General features: G+C 57.4%; 15 protein-coding genes. 9 read left to right on the forward strand and 6 right to left on the reverse strand.

What is annotated here, in order from left to right; translation table 11 throughout:
* Nucleotides 1-5 precede the first annotated feature (5 nt).
* Both J8Z22_RS08680 and J8Z22_RS08685 read right to left on the reverse strand, forming a co-directional pair.
* Nucleotides 6-8,777, reverse strand: a complete 8,772-nt coding sequence (locus tag J8Z22_RS08680; protein ID WP_252010105.1) for an Ig-like domain-containing protein — start codon at nt 8,775-8,777, stop codon at nt 6-8.
* A gap of 81 nt (nt 8,778-8,858) precedes the next feature.
* Entirely contained in the window at nt 8,859-9,479 is a 621-nt protein-coding gene (locus J8Z22_RS08685) for a phage tail protein (protein WP_252010106.1), read from the reverse strand.
* A 74-nt stretch (nt 9,480-9,553) separates the two neighbouring features.
* On the opposite strand from J8Z22_RS08685, the gene J8Z22_RS08690 reads away from it, so the two are divergent.
* The gene (locus J8Z22_RS08690) at nt 9,554-10,060 is read left to right on the forward strand and encodes a GNAT family N-acetyltransferase (RefSeq protein ID WP_252010107.1); all 507 of its coding nucleotides are present in this window, start codon (nt 9,554-9,556) and stop codon (nt 10,058-10,060) included.
* On the opposite strand, the gene J8Z22_RS08695 is transcribed toward J8Z22_RS08690, so the two are convergent.
* The 3 genes from J8Z22_RS08695 to J8Z22_RS08705 all read right to left on the reverse strand — a co-directional run bounded on the left by J8Z22_RS08695 (nt 10,020) and on the right by J8Z22_RS08705 (nt 12,763).
* Complete coding sequence (locus J8Z22_RS08695; protein WP_156897132.1) at nt 10,020-10,346, reverse strand: hypothetical protein; 327 nt, start codon at nt 10,344-10,346, stop codon at nt 10,020-10,022. The two genes, J8Z22_RS08690 and J8Z22_RS08695, sit on opposite strands and share 41 nt — an antisense overlap.
* 193 nt (nt 10,347-10,539) lie before the next feature.
* Nucleotides 10,540-12,330: a DUF3413 domain-containing protein gene (locus J8Z22_RS08700; RefSeq protein ID WP_035416376.1), complete on the reverse strand. Its 1,791-nt coding sequence runs from the start codon at nt 12,328-12,330 to the stop codon at nt 10,540-10,542.
* Nucleotides 12,331-12,535: 205 nt separating this feature from the next.
* On the reverse strand, nt 12,536-12,763 hold the full coding sequence (locus tag J8Z22_RS08705) for a YejL family protein (RefSeq protein WP_028114728.1): 228 nt from the start codon (nt 12,761-12,763) through the stop codon (nt 12,536-12,538).
* 77 nt (nt 12,764-12,840) lie between these two features.
* Here J8Z22_RS08705 and yejK point away from each other — a divergent pair, with 77 nt between their 5' ends.
* The 4 genes from yejK (at nt 12,841) to J8Z22_RS08725 (ending at nt 16,931) form a co-directional block, all read left to right on the forward strand.
* A complete protein-coding gene (gene yejK / locus J8Z22_RS08710) occupies nt 12,841-13,863 on the forward strand; it encodes a nucleoid-associated protein YejK (RefSeq protein WP_028114727.1) in 1,023 nt (340 codons plus the stop codon).
* A 292-nt stretch (nt 13,864-14,155) separates the two neighbouring features.
* Nucleotides 14,156-15,526, forward strand: a complete 1,371-nt coding sequence (locus J8Z22_RS08715; RefSeq protein ID WP_252010108.1) for a YjiH family protein — start codon at nt 14,156-14,158, stop codon at nt 15,524-15,526.
* A 215-nt stretch (nt 15,527-15,741) separates the two neighbouring features.
* Nucleotides 15,742-16,449 (forward strand): SIMPL domain-containing protein, encoded by a 708-nt coding sequence (locus tag J8Z22_RS08720; RefSeq protein WP_028114725.1) that lies wholly within the window; start codon nt 15,742-15,744, stop codon nt 16,447-16,449.
* Nucleotides 16,450-16,460: 11 nt separating this feature from the next.
* Nucleotides 16,461-16,931: a hypothetical protein gene (locus J8Z22_RS08725; protein WP_252010109.1), complete on the forward strand. Its 471-nt coding sequence runs from the start codon at nt 16,461-16,463 to the stop codon at nt 16,929-16,931.
* A 63-nt stretch (nt 16,932-16,994) separates the two neighbouring features.
* Here J8Z22_RS08725 and J8Z22_RS08730 read toward each other — a convergent pair whose 3' ends face one another.
* Entirely contained in the window at nt 16,995-18,341 is a 1,347-nt protein-coding gene (locus J8Z22_RS08730; protein ID WP_028114723.1) for a dihydroorotase, read from the reverse strand.
* An 81-nt stretch (nt 18,342-18,422) separates the two neighbouring features.
* Here J8Z22_RS08730 and J8Z22_RS08735 point away from each other — a divergent pair, with 81 nt between their 5' ends.
* From J8Z22_RS08735 to J8Z22_RS08750, 4 genes are all read left to right on the forward strand, one after another.
* Nucleotides 18,423-19,241: a M23 family metallopeptidase gene (locus J8Z22_RS08735; RefSeq protein ID WP_252010110.1), complete on the forward strand. Its 819-nt coding sequence runs from the start codon at nt 18,423-18,425 to the stop codon at nt 19,239-19,241.
* A 172-nt stretch (nt 19,242-19,413) separates the two neighbouring features.
* Entirely contained in the window at nt 19,414-19,611 is a 198-nt protein-coding gene (locus tag J8Z22_RS08740) for a hypothetical protein (RefSeq protein WP_028114721.1), read from the forward strand.
* Between the two features lie 361 nt (nt 19,612-19,972).
* Nucleotides 19,973-21,421, forward strand: a complete 1,449-nt coding sequence (locus J8Z22_RS08745) for a GGDEF domain-containing protein (protein WP_252010111.1) — start codon at nt 19,973-19,975, stop codon at nt 21,419-21,421.
* Nucleotides 21,418-22,227, forward strand: a complete 810-nt coding sequence (locus J8Z22_RS08750) for an SAM-dependent methyltransferase (RefSeq protein WP_028114719.1) — start codon at nt 21,418-21,420, stop codon at nt 22,225-22,227. The genes J8Z22_RS08745 and J8Z22_RS08750 overlap by 4 nt, the downstream gene beginning before the upstream one ends.
* Nucleotides 22,228-22,290 lie beyond the last annotated feature (63 nt).

A 22,290-nucleotide genomic window follows, 5' to 3' on the forward strand; every position in this document is an offset into this window, starting at 1 on the left:
GGCGTTTAAAATACCCAGTTTAGACGAACAAAGCCGTTATCGATGTCGCTGTTGTCCAGCTCAAAGTGTTGCCAGCCGGCCGCCAGAGACCAGTTTGGATTCAGTTGCCAGGACAGGTTCAGGTCGCTGAACCAATCGGTGCCGCTGTCGCTGCTGCTCAGGGTTTGCAAAGCTGAGACGCTGTCCATGTCACTGTCCCAGAACCAGGCACCACCCCCGAGGTTAATGGCCCAGTCCGGGGTGAACGACCAGCGGTAGTGCAGGCCGAGATTAACCCCGGAGGCCGAGGTCGGGCCAAGTGTGGCCAGTTGCTGTTGCGTCGACTCCGGATCCAGCGTGGTTCCACGGTAGCTCAGGCGGTATTCACCGAGATCCTGAAAGCCGACTCGCAGCTGCCATTGCGGCAGGAACCGGTAGCCTAACTCCGCTCCCCAGCTCCAGGTGTCGGTGTCCTGGCTCAATGAGGCGACCTGAACCCCGGCAGCCTCCAGAGCGGCCGTTATGCTCTGTGTGTCGCTGTCGGTGTGACTGTAGCCACTTTGCAGGTGCAGCGACCACTGGGCCTGGGCGGTGCTGGCGATGGCGGTGGTGCTCAGCAATGCCAGCAGGGCCCGTCGGCGTCGCAGCAGCATCAGCAGGCTCAGCAGGACTCCGCCCGACAAGCTCAGGGCTCCGCCGCTGCTGGTCTGAGTAACAACGATGGGCTCATGGGCATCGACGGTGACGATGAGCGTCGCTTCCGCCTCTGAGCCAAGGGCATCCTGGATGCGATAGGTCACGCGGTCTTCTCCTTGATAGCCGGGCTGTGGCTGATACCACAGGGTGTGATCGGGGGTGATGGAGACTTGCCCGTGCTCGGCCTCGGCCCAGATCAGGGCCAGGCTGTCGTTGTTCGGATCCTGGTCGTTGGCGAGCACGTCGACGGTGATGGCAGTGCGATCGTCGGTGCTGGCGTAGTCGGTGATGGCCAGTGGTGCATCGTTGGCCACCACGGTCACCACGATCTGGGCGGTGGCGGTTTCGCCCATGCCATCGCTGACGCTGTATCCGATGCGATCTTCACCGAGGAAATCGGCGGGCGGCTGATAGGTCAGCGTGCCATCCGGGTGTAGGGTTAGTTGACCGTGGGTGGCCTGGGCTGCCATTACGACCAGGGTGTCACCATCGGGATCGCTGTCGTTGGCCAGAGGGGTCAGCAACAGGCGGGTGTTGGCGATCATGGTCTGAGCGTCATCGGTCAACTGAGGGGCGAGGTTGCTACTCTGGGGCACCGCCACGCCGCCGGGATCGCTGATGCGATGATTGGCCACTCCGTCGGCATCGTTGGGGCCGCCGTCGGTCAGGGTCAGTTGTACACACCAGCTGCCTTCATTGAGGCCCGGTTGCCACAGGGCGCTGCCCGGTGGTGGGCAGTAACCCGGTTCTCCCTGAGCCGAGTGAACCTGGTTGTTCTGATCTTCGACAAAGTCATACCATCCCTGAGATTCACGGTACTTGCGATACACGGCGTTGGCCGGAATGGCTTCGCGCTGAGGCAGCACCAATCGGTAGGCCTGGCCCAGTTGCGGCAGGCCAACGGCAATAAAGTCAAAGGTGCCGCCGTGGAGACGGTGCTGGTCATCAGCGGGAAGAGGATCCTGCTCATCCAACCAGGCACTGTTGCGAATGCCGCCCAACGCCATATCGCCGCTACGCAGGCAGATCCCGGCTTCTCCTTCAAACAGGTATTGGGCTTGCTGTTGTACCTGTTCCGGTTGCAGGTTGCAGTCGTCCAGCGCATCCAGGTAGTTGGCAATGCCGTCGTTGTCATCGTCGCCATAGCCTTCCAGGTTATCCGGCAGCAGATCGCCGTCGCTGTCTTCTTCGCCCAGATTGGCCAGGGTCTCAACCACGGTCAGAGTCAGGCTCTGCTCTACGGTCCATTCGCCGTCGCTGGCGCTGGCTTCGATGCGGTAACTGCCTGGAGCCAACATCGCAGGATCGAAGCTCAGGGTGTGGTCCTGATAGTCGGTATCCACCAACTCGGGGTAGTCGTGGTGCCAGTCCAGAGTCAGGCTGTCGCCCGGGTTGGGGTCGCTGGCTTGAGCCATCAGTTGCACCTCGCCCTGGTCTTGGGCCAGTACAATGCGCATCTCCGAAGACTGTTGAGCAGACAGAGTCAGGGCTGGCGGCAGGTTGGCGTCGGTAATGACAACCTGATGCTGATGGCGGCTGCCGGCATTGATGTTATCGCCAAAGCCGATGAGGATGGTTTCATCCCCCTCCGCCAGACCATCGTCCAGTAGGGTTAGCTCTATGCTGGTATGGCGGCCACTGTCAATCTGCACCTCGTTGGCACTGATCAGGTAGTCCTCACCCTCCACTGCCGTGCCGGAGAGGGTTAACGCCAGGGTGACCGGGTAACTGACGGCGTCGCCATTGAGTGAGATGCCGACGGGGATGGTGTTGCCTTCGGCTGCCAGCTGATCCTTATGGAAGTTGACCATTGGGTGCACCTTCACCACCTGGCTGGCACTGGCCTGTTGACCGGCGTTGTCGGTGGTTTCCCAGTACACCTGGTGCAGGCCGGGTTGGAACAGGGTGTGGCCCCGAATGAGGCTGACGGCCAGGGGCGTCCCGGCACTGTCCAGCGCGGTGGCAACGCCAAGATCCACCCGGGTAAACAGGGCATCCGCCTGGACCTCCACCGGCTCAGGCAGGGTCAGTATCGGCAACCCGGCATTATCGGTGTCGCCAATAGAAACCTGAACCGAGGCTTCTACCGGCTCACCCTGGCCGTCGCTGAGCAGGTACTGGAGAGCCACTTTGCCGCTGAATCCATTGTCCAGGTTCAGCACTAGTGCGTCGCCGTCGATGTGAGCATTGCCCAATGTGGTGCTGGTTTGCAGCAGCGTCAGAGTATCGTTGTCCACATCCGAGTCGTTCTCCATCACCGCCAGGCGATACTGACCATCGTCGCGGTAATCCAGTTCGAAGTCGTCGTCCACTGCGACCGGCAGATCGTTCACCGGCAGCACTTGGATGCGTACCGTAAAGGGACTGGAGTCCTGCTTACCGTCGCTGGCGACCATGGTAAAGCTGATGTCACCATGGAAGTCGGTTTCCGGTTCATAGTGCCATTGCTGGCCCAGCAGGCTTGCCAGGCCCTGTGTCGGTGCCGAGACCAATCGGAAGCTGAGGGCATCGCCGTCATCATCCTGGCCAACCAGAGGCAGTAACAGCGACTGGTCCTCCTGAGTGGTCAGGGTCAGGTCGGCGGATATTGGCTGGTCGTTGGTATTGACCACCTCAATGGAGAAGGCGGGCAGGCTGTCACTGGCACCACTGGCATCGGTCACGCCGATGACGATGTCGCTGTAGAGGCCCACATGACTGTTGTCCGGCGTGCCACTGAGTGTGCCGTTGGCGCTGTTAAAACTGGCCCAAATCGGCAGGCCGCTGATGTTGAACAGGTGACTGTCCCCGGCATCGGTATCGATCAGTTGGGGTTGGAACTGGTACAGGCTGTCTTCATCAACACTGGTGGCCGGGGTGCCACTCAGCACAGGTGCGGCATTGTACTGCTTGAGTACGGTGTCTTGAGCGTCGGCGCCCTGGTTACCGACATCGTCGGTCAGAGTCAGAGACAGGGTCAGGGTGCCTTCGGCCAGTGCGGAGACGTCCAGATTAGTGATAGCCTGCTCGGCCGCGCTCAGGGTACCGCTGTCACCGATGGTCTGGGCGTTGTCGTCGCTGATCTGGAATTGATAGCTGAAGCCGACCTGGCCGCCGCTGATGATGAAGCTCATGGCGGTTTCGTTATCCGCGTCGATTCGATTCTGCACAATGTCGACGCTGTAGTCGGCTGGGGCCTGAGTGTCGACAGTAAGAATCTGTGCCAGTGCGATGACCTGGCTGTTGCCCGCTTTATCCACCGGTGTCAGCTCGGCGTCGTACACGCCGTCGCCCAGGCTTTGGCCGATGGCATCGTCCTGCCAGCGGCCTGAGTCGAGGCTGTCGGCATTAAAGGGACCGAATTGCTGGCCGTCTTGATCAGTCAGGGTATAGCTGAGGCTGGCAATGCCACCTAAATCCGTGTAGTCACCGCCGATCATCGGCGTGGCCGTGGCGGTGTTGCCCGTATCCAGTGTGGCGGTCGGGGCGATGTCATCGTGAGTCAGGGACACCAGTCCCACCTGGGCAGAGCGGTTGTCGGCGTCGTCTTTGGCCTGTACGACGTAATCAGATACCTGGTTATCGGCCAGGGTCAGGTCGAACTGCCAAAGATTGCCGCTTACCGTAGTGGTGGCAATGGCGGTGTCGTTGTCGGCCACACCATTGTTGTCACTGTCTGCCAGAAGTATCAGAGTAATGCCGTTTTCGCTGTGACTGCCCTGAAGGGCGACCTGAGGCGTCGCAGTGTACAGATCTTCCAGCGGTGACAGCACCAGCGGCGACTCGGGCAGGGTGGAATCTTCCTGGTAGTTGCCAATGGCTCGGTCGGTGCTATTACCGGCAGCATCACTGCTGCGCAGCACGAAGTAGTGATCTGCGTTTTGATTCAGCGCCACATCCAGACTCCAGTGGCCGCCATTGACGGTATCCGAGGCCAGTGGGGTGCTGTTGTCGGCGATGCCGTCGCCATTGGCGTCCGCCAACAGTGCGATGGTGATGGCCTCTTCGCTGTAGCCGGTTTGCGACAGGGTGAGGCTGTCGCTGTTGAGTACCTGGGCCGCCTGTTCCGGGGTCGCCGCTGCCGGCGCCTGTGTGTCCACCAGCAGGTTGGGTTCGGTCTGGGCAGTAAAGCTCAGCACCGCGTCGTTGTCGTTGCCATCTCGGGCGAAATCGCCGTTGGTCTGAATGGCCGTGACCGTGACGCCATCGTTGTCGTTGTCGCCCGCCTGGACGGTGTAGCTGAATTGCAGTGTGCTGCTGTTATGACCACTGACATAGGCAGCCTGACGGTTGTCGCTGCCGATGGTCAGGCTGGCAGTGATGTTGCTGCCGGTCAGGACTACCACATCATCAAAGCTGGCGCTCAGGGTAATGACCCCGCCGGCCTTAAACTGGCCCTGGTTCAGCACCAGAGACTGGATCACCGGTCCAACGGCGTCTTTGGCCACGGTATCTACTGCGGCGGTTCCGGCATTGCCTAAGGCGTCGGTGAGCGTTACCGACAGGGTCAGAGTACCGTCACTGAGGCCGGAGACATCGATGCCGGTGATCTGGTCACCGGTTCCTGTCAGGGTACCGGAACCGGTGACCACCGCGGAGCCACCGCTGCTGCTGAGGCTGTACTGATAGTGGGTTGTTGCTTCGCCGCCACTGAAGGTAAAGCTCAGGGCGCCAACGTTGGCGGCGTTGATCTGGGCCTGATCGATGTTGACGCTGTAGCCGGAAGGGGCCTGAGTGTCTTTATCGGCGGTGTGGTTGACCGTCGTGGCGGCGTTGCCGGCGGCGTCGCTCAGGGTCGCCGATGCAGTGAGGGTGCCATCGGTCAATGTGGTCAGATCAAAGGGGCCCAGTGCCTCGGTAGCACTGGCCAGGGTCGCGTTGCCGCTAATGGGGGTACCGCCGCCGCTGGAGGCGATGCTGTAGGCCGCCAGGCTGCCGATTTCGGCGCCGCTAAAGCGGACCTGGACCGACTGGGCATTGCTGCCGTTAACGGTTGTGGGGTCAAAGACGATGCTGTGGCCACTGGGGGCCTCGGTGTCCACCTCAATGGTCAGCGGAGTACTGACGGCGGACTGATTGCCGACGGCGTCAGTCTGATAGGCTTTGAGGTTGTGGCTGCCCTGAGTCAGGGGACCCAAGGCCGTGCTCCATCCGCCGCCGCTGACACTGGTGGTCGCTGTGGCTTCTCCGCCGTCGAGGCTGTCGTTACCGTTGCTGTCAACAAACAGGGTGAGGGTGGCTCCGGTCTCGCCGCTGCCTGCGATGGTGACCGTGGTTTGCTTGGTCAGGTTGTCGCTGTCGCTGCTGCCACTGTCGGAGGCGGTCGCCAGATCCAGCCCGGTGGGGGCCAGGGGAATCTCGGTATCTTTGGTGGCGGTGTCTGTGGCGGTGGTCGCAGCATTGCCGGCCGCATCGGTGACCACGGTGGATAGGGTCAGCGTGCCGTCGCCCAGCGAGGAGAGATCCAGGGGTCCAATGCTGTCGGTGGCTGACGCCAGGGTGCCCGAACCGGTCAGTGGCGTGCCGCCGCCGTCAGAGCCGATGGTGTAGCTGAATTCGGCACCGGTTTCGGCGGCGGCGAAGGTCAGGGTGATGGCGCCTTTATTGGCGGCAATTACCGGGTTTTGGCTGAAACTCAGGCTGTGGCCGCTGGGGGCGGTGGCATCCACCTCCACCGATAGCGGGGCGCTGATGGCTGAGTCGTTGCCTGCGGCGTCGGTTTGGTAGGCCTTAATGGCGTGGGTGGTTTCGGTCAGCGTGCCCAGGGAGGCGGTCCAGGTGCTGGCGCTGACGGTGGTTGAGGTGGTGATTTCGCCGCCATCGAGCAGGTCATTGTCGTTGCTGTCGGCAAACAGGGTCAAGGTGGCGCCGGTTTCGCCATTGCCGCTGATGGACAGGGTGGTCAGTTTGGTCAGGTTGTCGCTGTCACTACTGCCACTGTCAAAGGCGGCAACCAGATCCAGGCCGGTGGGCGCTGCCGGCGCGATGCCATCGTAGCTGACGCGGTTGTCGGTGCTGGTGGCCGCCTTATTGCTGGCTCCGCCGGCATCGGTGACGACTCCGGCGGGCAGGGAGACCAGCAGATCGCCGTTGCCACTGCTGATGGTAACGGTGGCCTGATAGCTGCTGCCAGAGCCGCTCAGGCCGGTGACGCTAGCACTGACGTCGCCACTGACACTGATGTCCGAGGTCGTCAGACCGGATACGCTTTCGCTGAAGATCAGATCAAACACCACCGCCGAGACGTTGGTGGGGTCTGCTTGTGATGCTCCCTGGTTAATGGTGACGGTCGGCTGGGCGTTGGTGCTCAGGGTCAGGGTGTAACTGCCCGATGAGTCGTCACTGCCGTCATTGACGGTGAAGGTCAGGCTGGCACTGCTGGTGCCTGAGGGCATAAACGTGAGCAGATTACTGTCCAGGGTGGCCTTGGAGACGGTGCTGCCGTTGGAGACAAGGGTTTCGGCGCCATTGTGGCTGCCGTTGCCGTCGCTGTCGAGCCACAGGGTGCCGCTGGCCGGGATCTGGCTGATGGTAACGTGGTCCAAATCGCTCCCTTCAGGGTCGCTGTACCCAAACTCCGAGGTGGCAATGGCTGTGGCGGCGCCTTCATTAACATTTAGGCTATTGTTGGCGGCGGTGGGCAGATCGTTGACCTGGCTGACGGTCACCGTGAGATCCTGGTTGGCACTGGTGCCAGCATCGCCATCGCTGACGGTGATGCGCACGTTGCGCGCCCCCGGGGTGGGCATCAGCGTATCGCTGTTGGCGTAGGTGAGGGCCCGCAACAGGGATTGAATACGCGCCACAGTGGCATTGGCATTGAAGTTCACCACAAAGTCGTTGCCGGCGGTGATGTTGTTGCCCAAGGTTCCAATAATGGTGGCGGATACCGTGACGCTGCTGCCGGCGGTCGTCCCTCCCAAGGTCACGCTACCTGTGTCTACCGACAGGGTGTCTTCCCCGGCGTCTTCGCCGGAGGTGATGGTGACCGTCAGGTTACCGCCATTAAAGTCCGCCGAGTCCACGTCTGACAGGGTTACGGCGGTGCCTTGATCCAGCACCACTTTGCCGTCGTCCTCCTGGTAGCTGAGGCTGTCGCCATTCAGGTTCGACAACGCGGGGACATCGTTGCTGGCGGCAACGGTAACGGTAATGTCGTTGTTGCTGCTGCTACCGTCGCCGTCGTTGACGGTCAGCCTCAGGTTGCGGGCGCCGGTGGTGGGGTTGTCGGTGTCGCTGTTCTCATAGCTCAATGCCCTCACTAAAGTCTGGGTTCGGGCGGCTGTGGCATTGGCGCTAAAATTGATCACCAGGTCGTTGCCGGCGGCGATGTTATTGCCCAGGGTACCGACCACGGTGCCGCCGACGGAAACATTGCTGCCGGCGGTGGTGCCGGCCAGGCTGATGCTGCCGGAAGTGTCGATGGACAACCGATCTTCGGCGGCGTCTTCGCCGCTGGTGATGGTCAGGGTCAGGTTACCACCGCTGAAGTCGGCGCTGTCGGCATCGGTAACCGTGGCGGCGGTGCCCTGGTCGATGATCTGGGCGCCGTCCCCTTCGGTGTAGGTGAAGCTGTCGCCATCGAGGTTGCCAATGACTGGCGCGGCGGCGGGCAAAATTGCTGGCTCTACGTCAATGGTGTCGAGGTAGATCTCAATGAAGCCCTCGTTATTTTGATTGTTTTCGATGCGAATTTCGTCGACGTTATCAAAGTCGGAGCCCGCCACGGTAAAGGTCATAAAGGTGTAGTCTGGAGCGGTGGTTAGGTCGAAGATTTCGCTGCCAATCAGGACGCCATCTCGGTAGCCCTCGATACGATAGATGTAATCGCCACGATAAAATGCCAATTGAAACGAAATGAGCTGAAACTCGCTGCCGTCGGTGGTTTTGAAGCTGATGTTGTTATTGCCCGGGCCTGTGCCGTTGGCGATGGCATCGGTGCCAGCGAGTGCATCAAAACCACCTGAGGGGCCTTGTTCAAAGGTGAAATCACCGCGGACAAAGGGGATTGGCAGAGTGCCTGAACCGGCAATACCGTCAAAATTTTCATCGGTGGCCGCCGTCAGAGAGGCGGAAAATGCAATGCCGAACATCAGGCTGCTAAGCCGGGAAAACCTGTCCATGGTGTGATCCTGTATTGGGTCAAACTGCGGGGCAACTCCCTGGCCCCGCATTCGATGCTGTGCTGCTGTTTTAGTAGTGAGTTAGTTTCGTGACGGGAAGATGCCCATCAAGGCGATGACGTAGTTCATCGCGATGGACGGCTGCATAATGGAAAATGCCTGACTGCCGCCGGTCAGCAGGGTTTGCCCGGTGAGTGCGGCGGTGCCCGAGACCGTCGCCGGGAAGGCCTTCATGGCAGCGTCGGGAGCGTCGGAGTAAGCCTTTGTTGGCCGGTCGGTGGTGCCGATAATGGCAGGCACATTGCCCTTGGGCGTGCCTTGGTTAGCACTCTCATTGGACGCCGGTGGTTCGATATTGGCAGTGCCGGTAAACGCGACGTTATTTCCCTGAATCTGGTGGTTGTGGCTTGGCAGCTCCAAAACGTTCAGTCTGTGGGTCGTCGAGCCTGCGCGTTCGCCTAGCCGCCAGGTGGGCAGGCCGGGACCTGTGCCTGAGGTGCCGCCGCAGTGAACCGGAACCCGGCCCCGCATTTCCGGCAGGCCGAAGCTGGTGCGACCATCGCCGCCATAGGTGGTGCCCAGCAGGGAGAACAGCGCAGTATTCTGGGCAATGGCCATGATTTGACCGTTGCAAAACGCCCAGCCTCTGGGGGCAAAAGTAAAGCCCACCATCTTGATTTCACCGATAAAGGGTTCTGACATGTTCACACTCCTTGTGTTGTTTGCATTGCATCGATTGGGTAAGGTGAGCGTTCATTTCAGACAGGATGTCCCTAATGACCGACCGCGCAACCTTACCCCTAACTCTTCGTCGCCATAGTGAGGCGGACTTGCCATTCTTGCGTCGCCTCTATGCCGATGTGCGCCGGCAGGAGCTGGCGGCGGCCCAGTGGCCCGAGGCCCAACTGCAGGCGTTTTGCGAGTCTCAATTCGAGGCCCAGTATCGCCACTACCAACAGCATTATTGCAGCGATCGCTTCGACATCATCGAACTGGATGGCCAGGCCATCGGGCGGCTGTTTGTGGATGCCTGGTCCACAGAGCTTCGTATTGTCGACATCTCTCTACTTCCCGAATATCGCGGCCGGGGCATTGGCAGTCATTGCTTCCGGCGCCTGTTTCAAGAGGCGCAGAGCAGCGACCGCACCGTAACCATTCATGTCGAGCGTAATAACCCGGCTCGAAAGCTCTATGAGCGTCTGGGCTTTCGTCTTAAAACCGAGACCAATGAGATCTATCTGCTCATGGAGTGGCAACCGGCTCACGCTCGCGGGAAAAAATGACCTCGTAGCTGCCGTTGCCCAGCGGCACGCACAGCAGTGGTTGTTTGCCGGTGCTGGCATGTTCGAGATAGTACACCCCTTGCTCAAACGCCAGTGATTCGTCGCCCTGAAGCACCACGCTCAGGCTTTCAAAGCGGCTGTTGGGAAGTTGGCTGTGATTGACCTGGCTGATCAACAGCGATTGTTGAGTGCCATTATCGTCACTGACGGTGAGGGTTTCCCCCTCAAGCTGCATAAAAGCGGCAAAGGCGGTGCGTGGGTCTGAAGAGACAGAGTCTGTAGTCACGTGAGAGTCCTTTCGCACGAGTTTGCAAATGATGGTGGTTCAAGACCATCTTAGGTTTGGGGCCATTGTAGTCAAGTTTTGGCGGCCGAATCGGCCAAAATTCATCAATATTGATGAGCACTCGCAAGGGAACCGACAAAAAAATGCCCCGGACGCTGAGCGGACGGGGCGTTGTCTTAAACCCGGGTGGCGATCACTTAGCGAACAGGCGGCGATTTTCCTTCATCACTTTCAGCAATGTCGGCGCGTCCAGTTTGGCGTCGCGGACGCGGCGATTTTGCCGATTATAGACTCGGTAGTCGCCGCGGTTGTCGATGACCGTGGTGGTGGAGTCGGTTTTAATGGCGAAATAGCGCTTGTTGCCCACGACTAAGAAGTCGGTGTCCGACGGGCTATAGAGGGTGTCGCCTGAGCTGTACTCTCGGGTGTTATTGGTACAGCCTCCGAGCAGCGTCAGCAGCGTCGGTGCAACACCATAGTGGCTGCTGCGGTAGTTGATGGTTCTGCCGCTCTCCCCAGGCCAGCGGATGATCATCGGTACCCGCAGGGTGGCGTCGGAGAAGTTACGGCTCAATCGGTTGTCCAGGCTGGTAAATTCCTGACCGTCGGTGCCGGTAATGATCACCACGGTATCGCTGTCTAATTGGCTTAGCAGCTGCTTTAACTGGCCATCGAGGAAATGAATGGAGCTGCGATACTGGTTGAACAGCACCGCCTGGGCTTCGTTGATGGCCATCTGCGGTTTGACCGTGGGCAGGCCGACGAAGCCGACCGGGGTGCTGTACACCGAGGGTGAGTGATATTGAATCAGGGTAAAGCTGGGTGAGTGGCCGTTTTGCATCAGCTGCAGCGCCTGCTGAGTGCTGTTGATGTCCCGATCGGCAGCGGAGTCAAAGGCGGCCTCCGGGTGTAGGGTCATGCCTTTGAACATTACCGCCATCTTCGGCTCGCTGGCACTGACAGTGGTGCCGACCACATTCAGTCGATAGCCCTGCTGGGCCAGCACCGAGGTCAGGATCGGCTGATGCTGGTCTGCCTGCAATGAGTCTTCGTAGGCGGGCAGCAAGCCATAAAACAGGCTGCGCAGGCCCTGGTCGGCGTCGTTGCTGCCACTGTAGTGGTGGCTGAAGACATGGCTGCCCTGGCTCCACTGGCTCAGGTAGGGCATGGTTTGTTCATTGACCAGATCCTGCCTCAGGGCGTCGATTGCGATAATCACCACATCGGGCGAGTCACTGGCCTGGCACTGCATCGGTTTAACCGGGTAGTTGAGCTGTGACGTGGGGCGCGCCGTCGAGGTGCGCTCTGCCAGGGTCTCCTCATCGACAATGCCACGACTGGCCATAAAGCTGCGGGCGGTGGCCGGGTAGTGCAGGGGCAGCATCTCATCCATTTTGGTGATGGGTTGGTACACATTGGCGTCGGCCCAGATGTGAATCAGGTGGCCGCCCAAAAAGGCACTCAGCATCACGGTGGCAATCTTTCCGCCCCAGTTACGCCGGTTCAGGCGTTCGATGCGTTTCCATAGGCCGTTGGCGACCAGCAGTTGTATCGCCAGCATGGCCGCAGGAAGAATCAGCAGCCAGGGGGTACTAATCAGCTGTGGCAGATCGGAAAACGAGATGTCGAACACAAAGGGATTCAGGTGCAGGCGGTAATGGTCGAACACCAGAATATCGTACACCAGCACCGTATGAGCCAGCGTGGCCAACAGTGCCGCGTAACCCCGAAGAATTTTTGAGTAGGGTAAAATCAGCGTCAGTGGAAACAGACACAGCAGAAAAACCACAAAGCTGACAAAGGAGAAGTGGCCAAGCAGGGTGATGACTGAGTAAAACTGAGCCAGCAGGGTGTCGGGCCAACCAATGAGCTTGACGTAGCGCACGGCGATGGCGCTGGCCAGCAGTCCATTAAAGAAGGCGAACCAATGGCCCCAGGTGACCAGGCGGGATACTTTGTCTCTTTGCAGATCGGATGCGTGCATGAACGTCGTAATTTACCTAAGTTTGAGCCCATATCCTAAGCGGAAAAAAGGCGCTATACCAGCAAGCTAGTGTAAATCTACCGGTTTGGAAACGGTTTTTGCTCTACAGGCAGGAATGAGTGCGGCTAGCCGCTGCGATTATGGCTTTGTGTGAGTGGCCGAATCCGTGTCGGTTCAGGGCGTACCCTGAACCGAAAGCCGTGAATCAGGCGTCGGCGCGGCTGTCGACCGAGGCGGCCAGGGCCTGACCGAACTGCTCGGCAATTCGCTTGCGGGAACCGGGAGCGATGTTGCGGTTGATGATGTCTGTGGCGGCATTTCCCAGTACCATCAGAGCGAGATCCGTAGGGGTCTCATTCTTTTCCAGTACCAGAATCAGCTCGTTCAGCAAGCTTTCTACGTCGTCGTTGCTGTATTTAGACAGAATAGCCATGGCTTTTCCTGTGATGTTGAATTAAAGGCGCAGTATAATAGCGGATCTGAACGCTAACCACTAACACCAGGAAAAAGATGATTAAGATCGAACAAGCAATATTGCATGCGGTGCAGCGGGAACCCGATGGCCAACTGCGCTGCCGCTTGCGTCCCCAACCCCTGAATCACTCAGATGCACTGGATGAGCTGCTTGCGGAGCTGCATCGTCTCTACACCGCTAAAGCCGGTAAGGGCTTCGGCTATTTTGGTGTCCCTGAAGGGGATGGCGAGGCCAATGAGGCGTTTAAAGAGGCGTTGACTCAATGGCGCACTGGCAACCTCGGATTTGTGGAATACAGCGGCCAGGCCAGTCAATTACTTGAGAAAGAGTTGGCCAAATACGATTTTGCTCAGGGGGGCTACCTGCTGATGGCGGCCTACAACCATGTGGCGTGTGACTACCTGTTTGTGGCCCTAATGTCGCCTAAGCCGAGCGTTTCCGTGTCTCAGGAGATGGAGGTTCACGGCAGCGAACACCTGGATCTGTCGAACCTTCAGCTGGCGGCGCGTATCGATCTGACTGAATGGCAGGCCGATCCAAGCTCGAAAAAATACATCTCCTTTGTCAAAGGCCGGGCGGGTCGCAAGGTAGCCGACTTCTTCCTCGACTTTATGGGCTGTGTCGAAGGGGTCAACACCAAAACTCAGAATAAGCAGTTGGTGCAGGCACTGGAAGACTATGTGGCGACCACGGATCTGGATAAGGATGAACAGCAGCAGTGTCGAGATGCGGTGTTTGATTACTGCAAAACTCAGATTACCGCCGGTGGTGAAGTGCAGTTGAAAGACATTGCCGATGAGTTTGCCGATCATGGTGCGGAAGAGTTCTACCAGTTTACTTCTGCCGGTGAATATGACCTGGAAGAGGCGTTTCCCGGCGATCAAAGCACCCTACGGCAACTGAAGAAGTTCTCTGGCACCGGCGGCGGGGTATCGGTGAGTTTTGATGCCCATCATCTGGGGGAGCGGGTGGTCTGGGATCAGCGCAATGACACTCTGACCATCAAAGGGGTGCCACCAAATTTGTTGGATCAGTTGCAAAGACGCTTGAAAGCGTGAGCGAGATCGCATAAAAGAGGGGGCCCTGAGGATAACTCAGGGCCCTTTTTGTTTATAAGGTGTAAAAATTAACCGCTACAAAACCTTGCTGGTAAAGCGAATTTTTATTCATTATTTATATTAATTGGTGTTTTGGCGCCATATTTATGCAAATTGGAAGAATTTATATTTTACAACCCCTCATCTTTGGGCTAACCTGCGCAGCAACTCGTGTTATACGAATCGCATTTCGGCGCTGCGCAGGGCTCACAGGGGCCGGCAGACGCATAAGATAAGAATGAAAGGCACAACCATGCACAAGCAAGCAACAAACGACGCTCAGTTGAAAACCAGCAGAAACCTGCTGCTGTTTTTGCTGCCCTCCCTGATGGGGGTTCTGTTGTTCATGACTCCGGTCATGTCAGGAGAGGGATTGACCATCCCCATCGCCATTTTGGCTAATGGCCTGAAGTCCGTTATCGGTGAGTCTTTGCCGTCGGTAGTGGCCGTGGTAGTGGTTCTGATGGGGGTGCTGACCATCCTGACTAAACTGCTGCGTCCGGCGTTTGTCACCAACAACAGCTTTCTCAATGGTCTGTTGAACGTATCGCCGCTGTGGTTTGTGACTCGCCTGCTGGGTGCGGCTTTTGTGATCATGGTGGTGACCGGCAGTGGCCCAGAAATGGTCACCAGTGGGGATACCGGCGCCTTTGTGTTCGGTGACCTGCTGCCCACTTTGTTCTCGGTATTTATCTTCGCCGGCTTGCTGCTGCCGTTGCTGACCCATTTTGGTTTGTTGGAGTTGATCGGTACGCTATTGACGAAGATCATGCGCCCGGTGTTCAACCTGCCTGGCCGTTCCGCCATTGATTGTCTGGCCTCCTGGTTGGGGGATGGCAGTGTCGGCATTCTGATGTCCAGCAAGCAGTATGAAGACAAGTGCTATACCCAGCGTGAAGCCGCGGTGATCGGCACGACCTTCTCTGCGGTTTCCATCAGTTTCAGCCTGGTGGTGATTGCCCAGGTCAGCCTGGAACATCTGTTTGTGCCTTTCTACGCCACTATCTGTATCGCCGGTTTTGTGGTCGCCGTGGTGGTTCCTCGCCTGCCGCCACTGCGCAACAAGAAAGACCTGCTGATTGATGGCAGCAAGCGTCCTGCGGATGCGGAGATGATCCCTGCCGGTCACAGCGTCCTGTCTTATGGCTATCTCAATGCCCTGGAGACGGTGGATAAAATTGACAGCCCGCTGAGCGTGGCTAAAGAGGGCGTGAAAAATGCCGTCGACATGGTGTTTGGTATTTTGCCCGTGGTTATGGCGATCGGTACCGTCGGCCTGATCATTGCCGAATACACCCCATTGTTTGCCTGGTTGGGGGCCCCTTTTGTACCGCTGCTTGAGTTGCTGCAGATCCCCTTTGCTCAGGAAGCGTCTGAGACCATGGTGGTTGGCTTTGCCGACATGTTCATCCCTTCGGTGATTGCCGCTGGCATCGACAATGAGATGACCCGGTTCGTGATTGCGGCGATGTCGGTGACGCAGCTTATCTACATGTCTGAGGTCGGTGCACTGCTGTTGGGTAGCCGGATTCCAATCAATGTGTTTGAGCTGTTCGTTATCTTCCTGTTGCGTACCCTGGTGTCGCTGCCGGTGATCGCATTGATGGCACACCTGATTTTCTGATGATGCTCACACTCCTAAAGGCCAGCGCAATCGCTGGCCTTTTGTTTTTTAATGCGGTGGTCGCTGTTGAGTATTAGGGGGCGGTGATCCCCCTTAACGGGGACTGCCCCGTGGATAGGGGAGGCATGAACTGCTCGCCCATGATATAACTGTCGTGGCCTCTACGGCTTTAGACCCTGATAAAACATATAACTAACTCTTTTGGGAGGAAAAGGATGTCTAACCGCTCGTCTTTAATTCTTGGCCTCAGTTTGGCCGTGGCCATGGCTCTGGCAGCACTGATTTTGAGTCAAGGAATGCAGCAATTTAAGCTGCTGGATCGAACCGTGGTGGTCAAAGGGTTGGCGGAGCAAGAGGTGGACGCCAACATTGCCATCTGGCCGATTCGTTTCTCCGTCGCCGATAACGACCTGACTCAGGTATACGACTCTTTGGAGCGACAGGCGGAGCAGGTGAGGGCGTTTTTAGCGCGCCAGGGCTTTGGCGATGGCGAGATCACCCTTAATACCCCGGAAGTCACCGACAAGCTGGCACAGTCTTATGGTGCCGAGCAATCGCCGCTTCGTTACAGCGGTACCGCCACCGTCACCTTATACACCAACAAAGTTGCGACCGTGATCACGGCCCGTCAGCAGCTGTTTACCCTGGCTAAGCAAGGGGTCAACCTGGCATCGGAAGATTACAATGCGCGAACCGAGTTTCTGTTTACCGAGCTTAACCAACTGAAACCCCAAATGATTGAGCAGTCCACCCGCAATGCACGGGAAGTGGCAGAGCGGTTTGCTCAGGACTCCAGCAGTGCATTGGGGAAGATAAAACGGGCTCAGCAGGGCATTTTCTCGATTCGTGACCGAGATTCAACTACCCCCCATGTGAAAAAAGTTAGAGTAGTTTCCACCGTGGAATACTACTTGGTCGATTAGGGGGCAGGCTGATGCGATATTGGATTTTGGTGTTGGTCACCGTGCTGGCCGGCTGTGTGTGTGCCCCACCGGAACAGCAGTTCCTGCAGCCGACGCAGGTGCTGTCAGCGGTGGAGGCCGACGAGTTTGAACTTTGCTTTAAGGTGCCTGTTGGTAAGCACTTGGCCGGACCGGTGATGACCAAGGTGAGTTATGTCGATGCTAAGGGGCACCATAGGGAAGCGTTTTTGCCGATGGAGTATGCCTCGAAAGATTATCTACCGGCACTGAAGGGCATTCTGATGTTCCGCAAGCCTGAGTACGAGTACCACTACCGACTCACAGAGCAGGGGCAGCAGACCTGGAAGGCGATTCAGGAGCTGGTGAGCCAGGCGGGTACTGAGGCGCAACTGGTGCCTTATCCTGAAAATGGCATGTGGCACCATCAGAGTTTGGCCCCGGTTTCTGCCAGTGCCGATGGTAACGATAAGCTGCGGTTGTAGACTGGCCCGGAGAAAACAAAAAAGCCTGAGCATTGCTCAGGCTTTTTTGATCGCGGCAGGGAGTTAACGGTCGAACTGCAGCCGCTGGCCTACCGGCTCGCTGGTGGCGGTACTGCCATCGAAGACTCGAACGCCGCCTACCCAGGTAGAAGCGATGGTGGAGCGGAAGGTGCGGCCCTCAAACGGACTCCAGTTGCACTTGTACAACAGGTTGTCTTTGTTGACCGTGTAGGGCTTATCCAGATCCACCAACACCAGATCGGCATGGTAGCCTTCGCGCAGGTAGCCACGCTCCTTCAAGTTGAAGCGTTCTGCCACGGCGTGACTGGTTTTCTGGACGATGGTTTCCAGGCTCAGGTTACCGTCATGATAGTGTTCGAACAGCGACTGCAGTGCGTGCTGTACCAGAGGCAGACCAGATGGCGCCTTGAAATAGGTGTTCTGCTTCTCCTCCCAGGTATGGGGGGCGTGGTCGGTGGCGATAATGTCGATAACATCGCGCTTTACTGCGTCCAGAATCGCTTGGCGATCCCGTTCGGTTTTCACCGAGGGGTTGCATTTGATCTGACTGCCGAGCGTGTCGTAATCGCCGTCGGAGAAGAACAGGTGATGGACGCAGGCTTCGGCGGTGATGTTGGCCCCTTTCAGGCTGTCCAGAGACTTATGGGCCTCAAACAGGGCCAACTCTTCGGCAGTGGTGATGTGCAGTACATGCAGCCGGGCGCCGTGCTTTTTCGCCAATTCAATCGCCATGCGCGAGGACTTGATGCAGGCTTCGCGGGAGCGAATCTCGCCATGGAGTTTCATCGGTACCGCGTCACCAAACTTGGCCCGGGCCGCTTCCTCGTTGGCGTCGATCATCGGCGTGTCTTCGCAATGGGTGGCGATCGGCACCGGCGCGTTGGCAAAAATGGCTTCCAGCGTGTCTTTGTTGTCCACCAGCATGTTTCCGGTCGACGCCCCCATGAAGATTTTAATGCCACAGGCGGCCTGGGGATCCAGGTTTTTGATCTGTTCTAGGTTGTCGTTGGTGGCGCCGAGATAAAACGCGTAGTTGGCCACAGACACCTCTGCGGCGCGTTGGTATTTGGCTTCCAGCGCATCGATATTGGTGGTCTGAGGATTCACATTGGGCATCTCCATAAAACTGGTGATGCCGCCGGCGACCGCAGCACGGGATTCGGTGGCCATACTGCCTTTTTGGGTCAGTCCCGGCTCACGGAAATGAACCTGGTCGTCGATCATGCCGGGAATGAGTAGCTTTCCGCTGGCGTCGATGACGTCGGCCCCGGCCGGGGCGTCAATGGCGGGAGCGATTCGGGCGATGCGTCCTGCATCGATCAGCAGGTCACTTTGCTGGCGAATGCCCTCGTTAAGCAGGGTCGCATTTTTTATCAATGTGGTTTTCATGGCGGCGTTTATGCTCTTGTAAGGGTGTAGGCGCCGCTTATAATAGCGGACTGGGCTCGGTTTCGCCTATAAGGAAGTGCGATGATATTCAGGTTGATTGTTGTTATTTTGTCAGTTTTTGCTTCACAAACTGCTGCTCTCGAGCTGCAGGGGGCGTTGACACAGGGCTCGTTAATTCGGGCTAAAGTTGCCCCGGGCAGCCAGGTGTGGTTGAACGACAAAGCGGTGCGGGTGGATGCCGATGGCAATCTGGTGATTGGCTTCGGACGTGACGCGCCCCTGAGTCACAAGTTGAAAGTGACTGGCCCAAACGGCGGCACTGACACCCATGATATAGAGATCAGTCAGCGCAGTTACCGGACTCAGAGCATCGAAGGCATTGCTAAGAACATCATGGAGCCGGACCCCGAGGCCATCGCCCGGGCCCGTAAAGACAGTGCCCAGGTGAGGCAGGCGCGGGCCACCGACTCCGACGCCCTGTACTGGCAGCAGCAGTTTATCTGGCCGCTGACCGGCCCCATTACCGGCGTGTACGGCAGCCAGCGCATCTACAACGGCGTCCCTAAACGTCCTCATTTTGGCGTCGACGTGGCGGCGCCCACCGGTACTCGGGTGGTGTCGCCCGCCGACGGGGTGATCACCCTGGCGGTGCCGGACATGTTCTATTCCGGCGGTACTCTGATCATCGACCATGGCTATGGAGTCTCCTCCACATTCTTGCACCTGTCTAAGCTGCTGGTGACGCCGGGAACCCGGGTCAGCCAGGGCCAGGAAGTGGCCGAAGTGGGCGCCACCGGGCGAGTAACCGGTGCGCACTTGGACTGGCGCATCAACTGGTATGGTGAGCGGTTGGATCCCCAGTTGCTGGTTCCAAAGATGGCAGAGAAACAGAAAAAATGATTTCAGAATCAACTTAGTGGTTGAGCATCACTGAGCTTGTTGATAGCATCCAGATGTCGACCTCTGACGGCCATTTGCTCTGAGGAGTGCCTGAAATAGGGATATTTCTCAGGCTGTAGCGGGCCAGATGTGGAGACATCTTTTCTTTTTTCAATTGCACAAGGAGTGTGTGATGTCTACCAAAGCACAACAGTTGTTAATCAAGTTGGGTTTGGACGCGGAGTTGAGCCAGCGTTTCTCTGTGGATCCGAAGCAGGTATACCAAGAATTTGAATTGGAAGCCGAAGGTCAGCAGCAGATTGAACAGCTGATTGCCAGCGGCGATGATGATTCTTCACTGAACGGATTGTTGCTTTTCGTTCATTTTTAAAGAGTCTAGATGGTGATCTTCGCTTATTTAACATCGTGACATTGTGAACCTGGGATATCAGCAAATGCGTTATGTGTGGTTTGTCGTATTAGTTTGTTGCCTGTCCCTGCCGGCATGGTCTGCCGAGAATGATGTTAACGATAAAAGCCAGCAGTTGGAGTTTCTTTTCGATCTGGCAAAAGAAGATCCTAAGAGTGCGCTGCAGCAAACGGAGTTGTTGTTGCAGCGCTTTAATTATCTGAAGCCCAACGAGTTTTGTAAGGCCTTGCAGGTGGCGGCAGTGAGCCATTTAGGGGTAGGGCAGTATCGGCGCTCCTATGAGCGGGCGCAACTGGCGGCCCAGTGTGCGCTGGAAAATAAGTTGTATAAAGAGTTTATCTACAGCAGCAAGATACAGGCCATTAATGCTGCCGCCTTAGGTGAGTTTGTCGAGTCGATCCGGCTTTTTCTCGATGCCTCAAAATATATTGATCGTGTCGATGATGATGCGATTAAATTCGATCTGTTGTCCACCATTGCCAATCATTACACGCTTATCGATGACTATGAGAGTGCCTCTTATTATATGGAAAGGGCGAAATTGTATCGCCAGAAAGGGGCTGAATCCACTTGTATGGAAAGCATGGTTGATCAGCATATTTTAAAACTCAAAGGCAGTTATAAAGAAGTATTGGCGAAACTAGAACAATCTCGTGAGCGGTGTCATACGGATGGTAATAATTACGAGATTATCATGTGGAAACTGTATTACGCCGATGTGAAGATCCACTTTGAAAAATACGACGAAGCGTTGACTGTCCTGGCGGACTCTGAACAACTCTATACTGAAAATAATATCGATTACGCCAGAGACTCGTTGCACCTGCTGTACGCCAAGGCCTATCTCGGCAAGGGCGATCTGGCTCTAGCCAGAGAGCACATTGATGATTCCGCGAATGAACTTAGGTACTTGGCTCAGGATAAATCGTCGTACGAAATTGAAGTGCTGAGGGCCAAAGTCAGTTTTGCCGCCGGTGAGTTTAAACAGGCGGCGGAGTATTATGCCGCGGCTCTTGAACTGAAAGAGCTGTATCTGAAAAAGCTCAACTCAATCACCTTTGCGGTGCAAAAAATTGAGATGAACGCATTGCAGCAGGAGAATCAGGTCAAGGAAGCGCAGGCCCTGCAGCGGGCTCAGGAAGCGCAGCTAATGAGTGAGCGCAATCGCAGTCGCGGGGTCATTGCCGTCAGCGCCGCCGTGGTAATTGGCTTGCTGGGCATGTTCATTACTAACCGCCGAATGGGACGCAGTCGTGACCATTTTCGCAACCTGGCTCATTACGATGCCATTACCAGGGGCATGAGCCGCACCTTCTGGCTGCAAAGCGCCGCCGGACAGTGCGCCAAACTGGATCCGTCCACGCCCATCTCAGTATTGATCCTCAAGGTGGACGGTCTCAGGGACATCAATCTTGAGTACGGCTATGGCGTCGGTGACGATGTGCTGGCCAGGATCAGCCAGGTGGTGGACCGGCATGGCAGCAGCGACAGTCTGCTGGGCAGATTGGGCGGTAACCAGTTGGCGCTGCTGTTACCCGGAGTATCGCGGCCCAATGCGGAATCCATCGCCGAGCAGATTCGGTTGGAGACAGAAGCGATACCGCCGGAAGAGCTGGAATTGAGGCAGGCTGTTACCGTCAGCGTTGGCGTGTGCGGTTACAACCGTCAGAGGGATCTGGCAGAGATGATCCTGAGGGCCGATCGGGTGCTGGATGAGATTCGCGACGGCGGCGGTAATCAGGTACAAACTTTTAAAGGAAGCTACGCATGACACAGGGACGTTTGGATGTGGTGGGCCTGGGGATCAGCATTCCCCGTCATACCAGTAAGTTCACCGAGAGTCAGATTCGCCATGCGGATCAGGTCTATTACTTGGTGGCGCACCCGGTGGCAGAGGAATACCTCGAGGGGCTGAACCCCAAAGCGCGTTCGCTGCAGCGCCATTACCATGAGCAATCTTCTCGGCCTAAATCCTATCGAGCGATGACCGACGAGGTGGTCAGTGCGGTGGCCGCCGGGCAGCGGGTGGTACTGGCCTTGTACGGTCACCCGAATGTGTTTGCGTCGATCTCCAAGTGGTCGGTGAACGAGGTGCGGGCACTGGGCCTGCCGGCACAAAACCATCCAGGGATCGGTGCCGACGATTGCCTTATCGCCGATTTGAACATCGATCCCGGTAATCGGGGTATGAGTCATTTTGAGGCCGGGTTTCTGTCGATGTTTCAGGTGCCGCCCACGCCACACTGTTACATGGTGCTGTGGCAGATCGCGGTTGCCGGCGACACCAGTTGCACCAGCTTTGAAGGGGACGCGTCGCAGCGGCAGGTGCTGGTGGATAAGCTATTGAAGTACTACCCGGAAGATCACCCGGTGTGTTTGTATGAGGCGGCCACTTTGCCGGTGACTGAGCCGAGAATGGACTGGGTTGCCCTGAAAAATCTGGCCCGGGCGCCGATGAAGCAGTACACCACGGCAGTGATGCCGCCGTGTGAAGAGCTAGTTCCCGATGAAGAGGCTCTGGCTCGTCTTGGGGCCACCGTGGATGACATTCGAGAAAAGATCAGCAATCGCAGCTGATCTCGACGCAATAAAAAAGCCTGAGCAGTGCTCAGGCTTTTTTTATGTTGATTGGTTTTGGGG

It is taken from the genome of Ferrimonas sp. SCSIO 43195 (assembly GCF_023716685.1).
In the GTDB taxonomy this organism is placed as follows: domain Bacteria; phylum Pseudomonadota; class Gammaproteobacteria; order Enterobacterales; family Shewanellaceae; genus Ferrimonas; species Ferrimonas kyonanensis.

Bases quoted from the DNA above. Each gene is read 5' to 3' on its own strand.
- J8Z22_RS08680 (WP_252010105.1), bottom strand. From the start codon at position 8,777: ATGGACAGGTTTTCCCGGCTTAGCAGCCTGATGTTCGGCATTGCATTT.
- J8Z22_RS08685 (WP_252010106.1), bottom strand. From the start codon at position 9,479: ATGTCAGAACCCTTTATCGGTGAAATCAAGATGGTGGGCTTTACTTTT.
- J8Z22_RS08690 (WP_252010107.1), top strand. From the start codon at position 9,554: ATGACCGACCGCGCAACCTTACCCCTAACTCTTCGTCGCCATAGTGAG.
- J8Z22_RS08700 (WP_035416376.1), bottom strand. From the start codon at position 12,330: ATGCACGCATCCGATCTGCAAAGAGACAAAGTATCCCGCCTGGTCACC.
- J8Z22_RS08705 (WP_028114728.1), bottom strand. From the start codon at position 12,763: ATGGCTATTCTGTCTAAATACAGCAACGACGACGTAGAAAGCTTGCTG.
- yejK (WP_028114727.1), top strand. From the start codon at position 12,841: ATGATTAAGATCGAACAAGCAATATTGCATGCGGTGCAGCGGGAACCC.
- J8Z22_RS08715 (WP_252010108.1), top strand. From the start codon at position 14,156: ATGCACAAGCAAGCAACAAACGACGCTCAGTTGAAAACCAGCAGAAAC.
- J8Z22_RS08720 (WP_028114725.1), top strand. From the start codon at position 15,742: ATGTCTAACCGCTCGTCTTTAATTCTTGGCCTCAGTTTGGCCGTGGCC.
- J8Z22_RS08725 (WP_252010109.1), top strand. From the start codon at position 16,461: ATGCGATATTGGATTTTGGTGTTGGTCACCGTGCTGGCCGGCTGTGTG.
- J8Z22_RS08730 (WP_028114723.1), bottom strand. From the start codon at position 18,341: ATGAAAACCACATTGATAAAAAATGCGACCCTGCTTAACGAGGGCATT.
- J8Z22_RS08735 (WP_252010110.1), top strand. From the start codon at position 18,423: ATGATATTCAGGTTGATTGTTGTTATTTTGTCAGTTTTTGCTTCACAA.
- J8Z22_RS08740 (WP_028114721.1), top strand. From the start codon at position 19,414: ATGTCTACCAAAGCACAACAGTTGTTAATCAAGTTGGGTTTGGACGCG.
- J8Z22_RS08750 (WP_028114719.1), top strand. From the start codon at position 21,418: ATGACACAGGGACGTTTGGATGTGGTGGGCCTGGGGATCAGCATTCCC.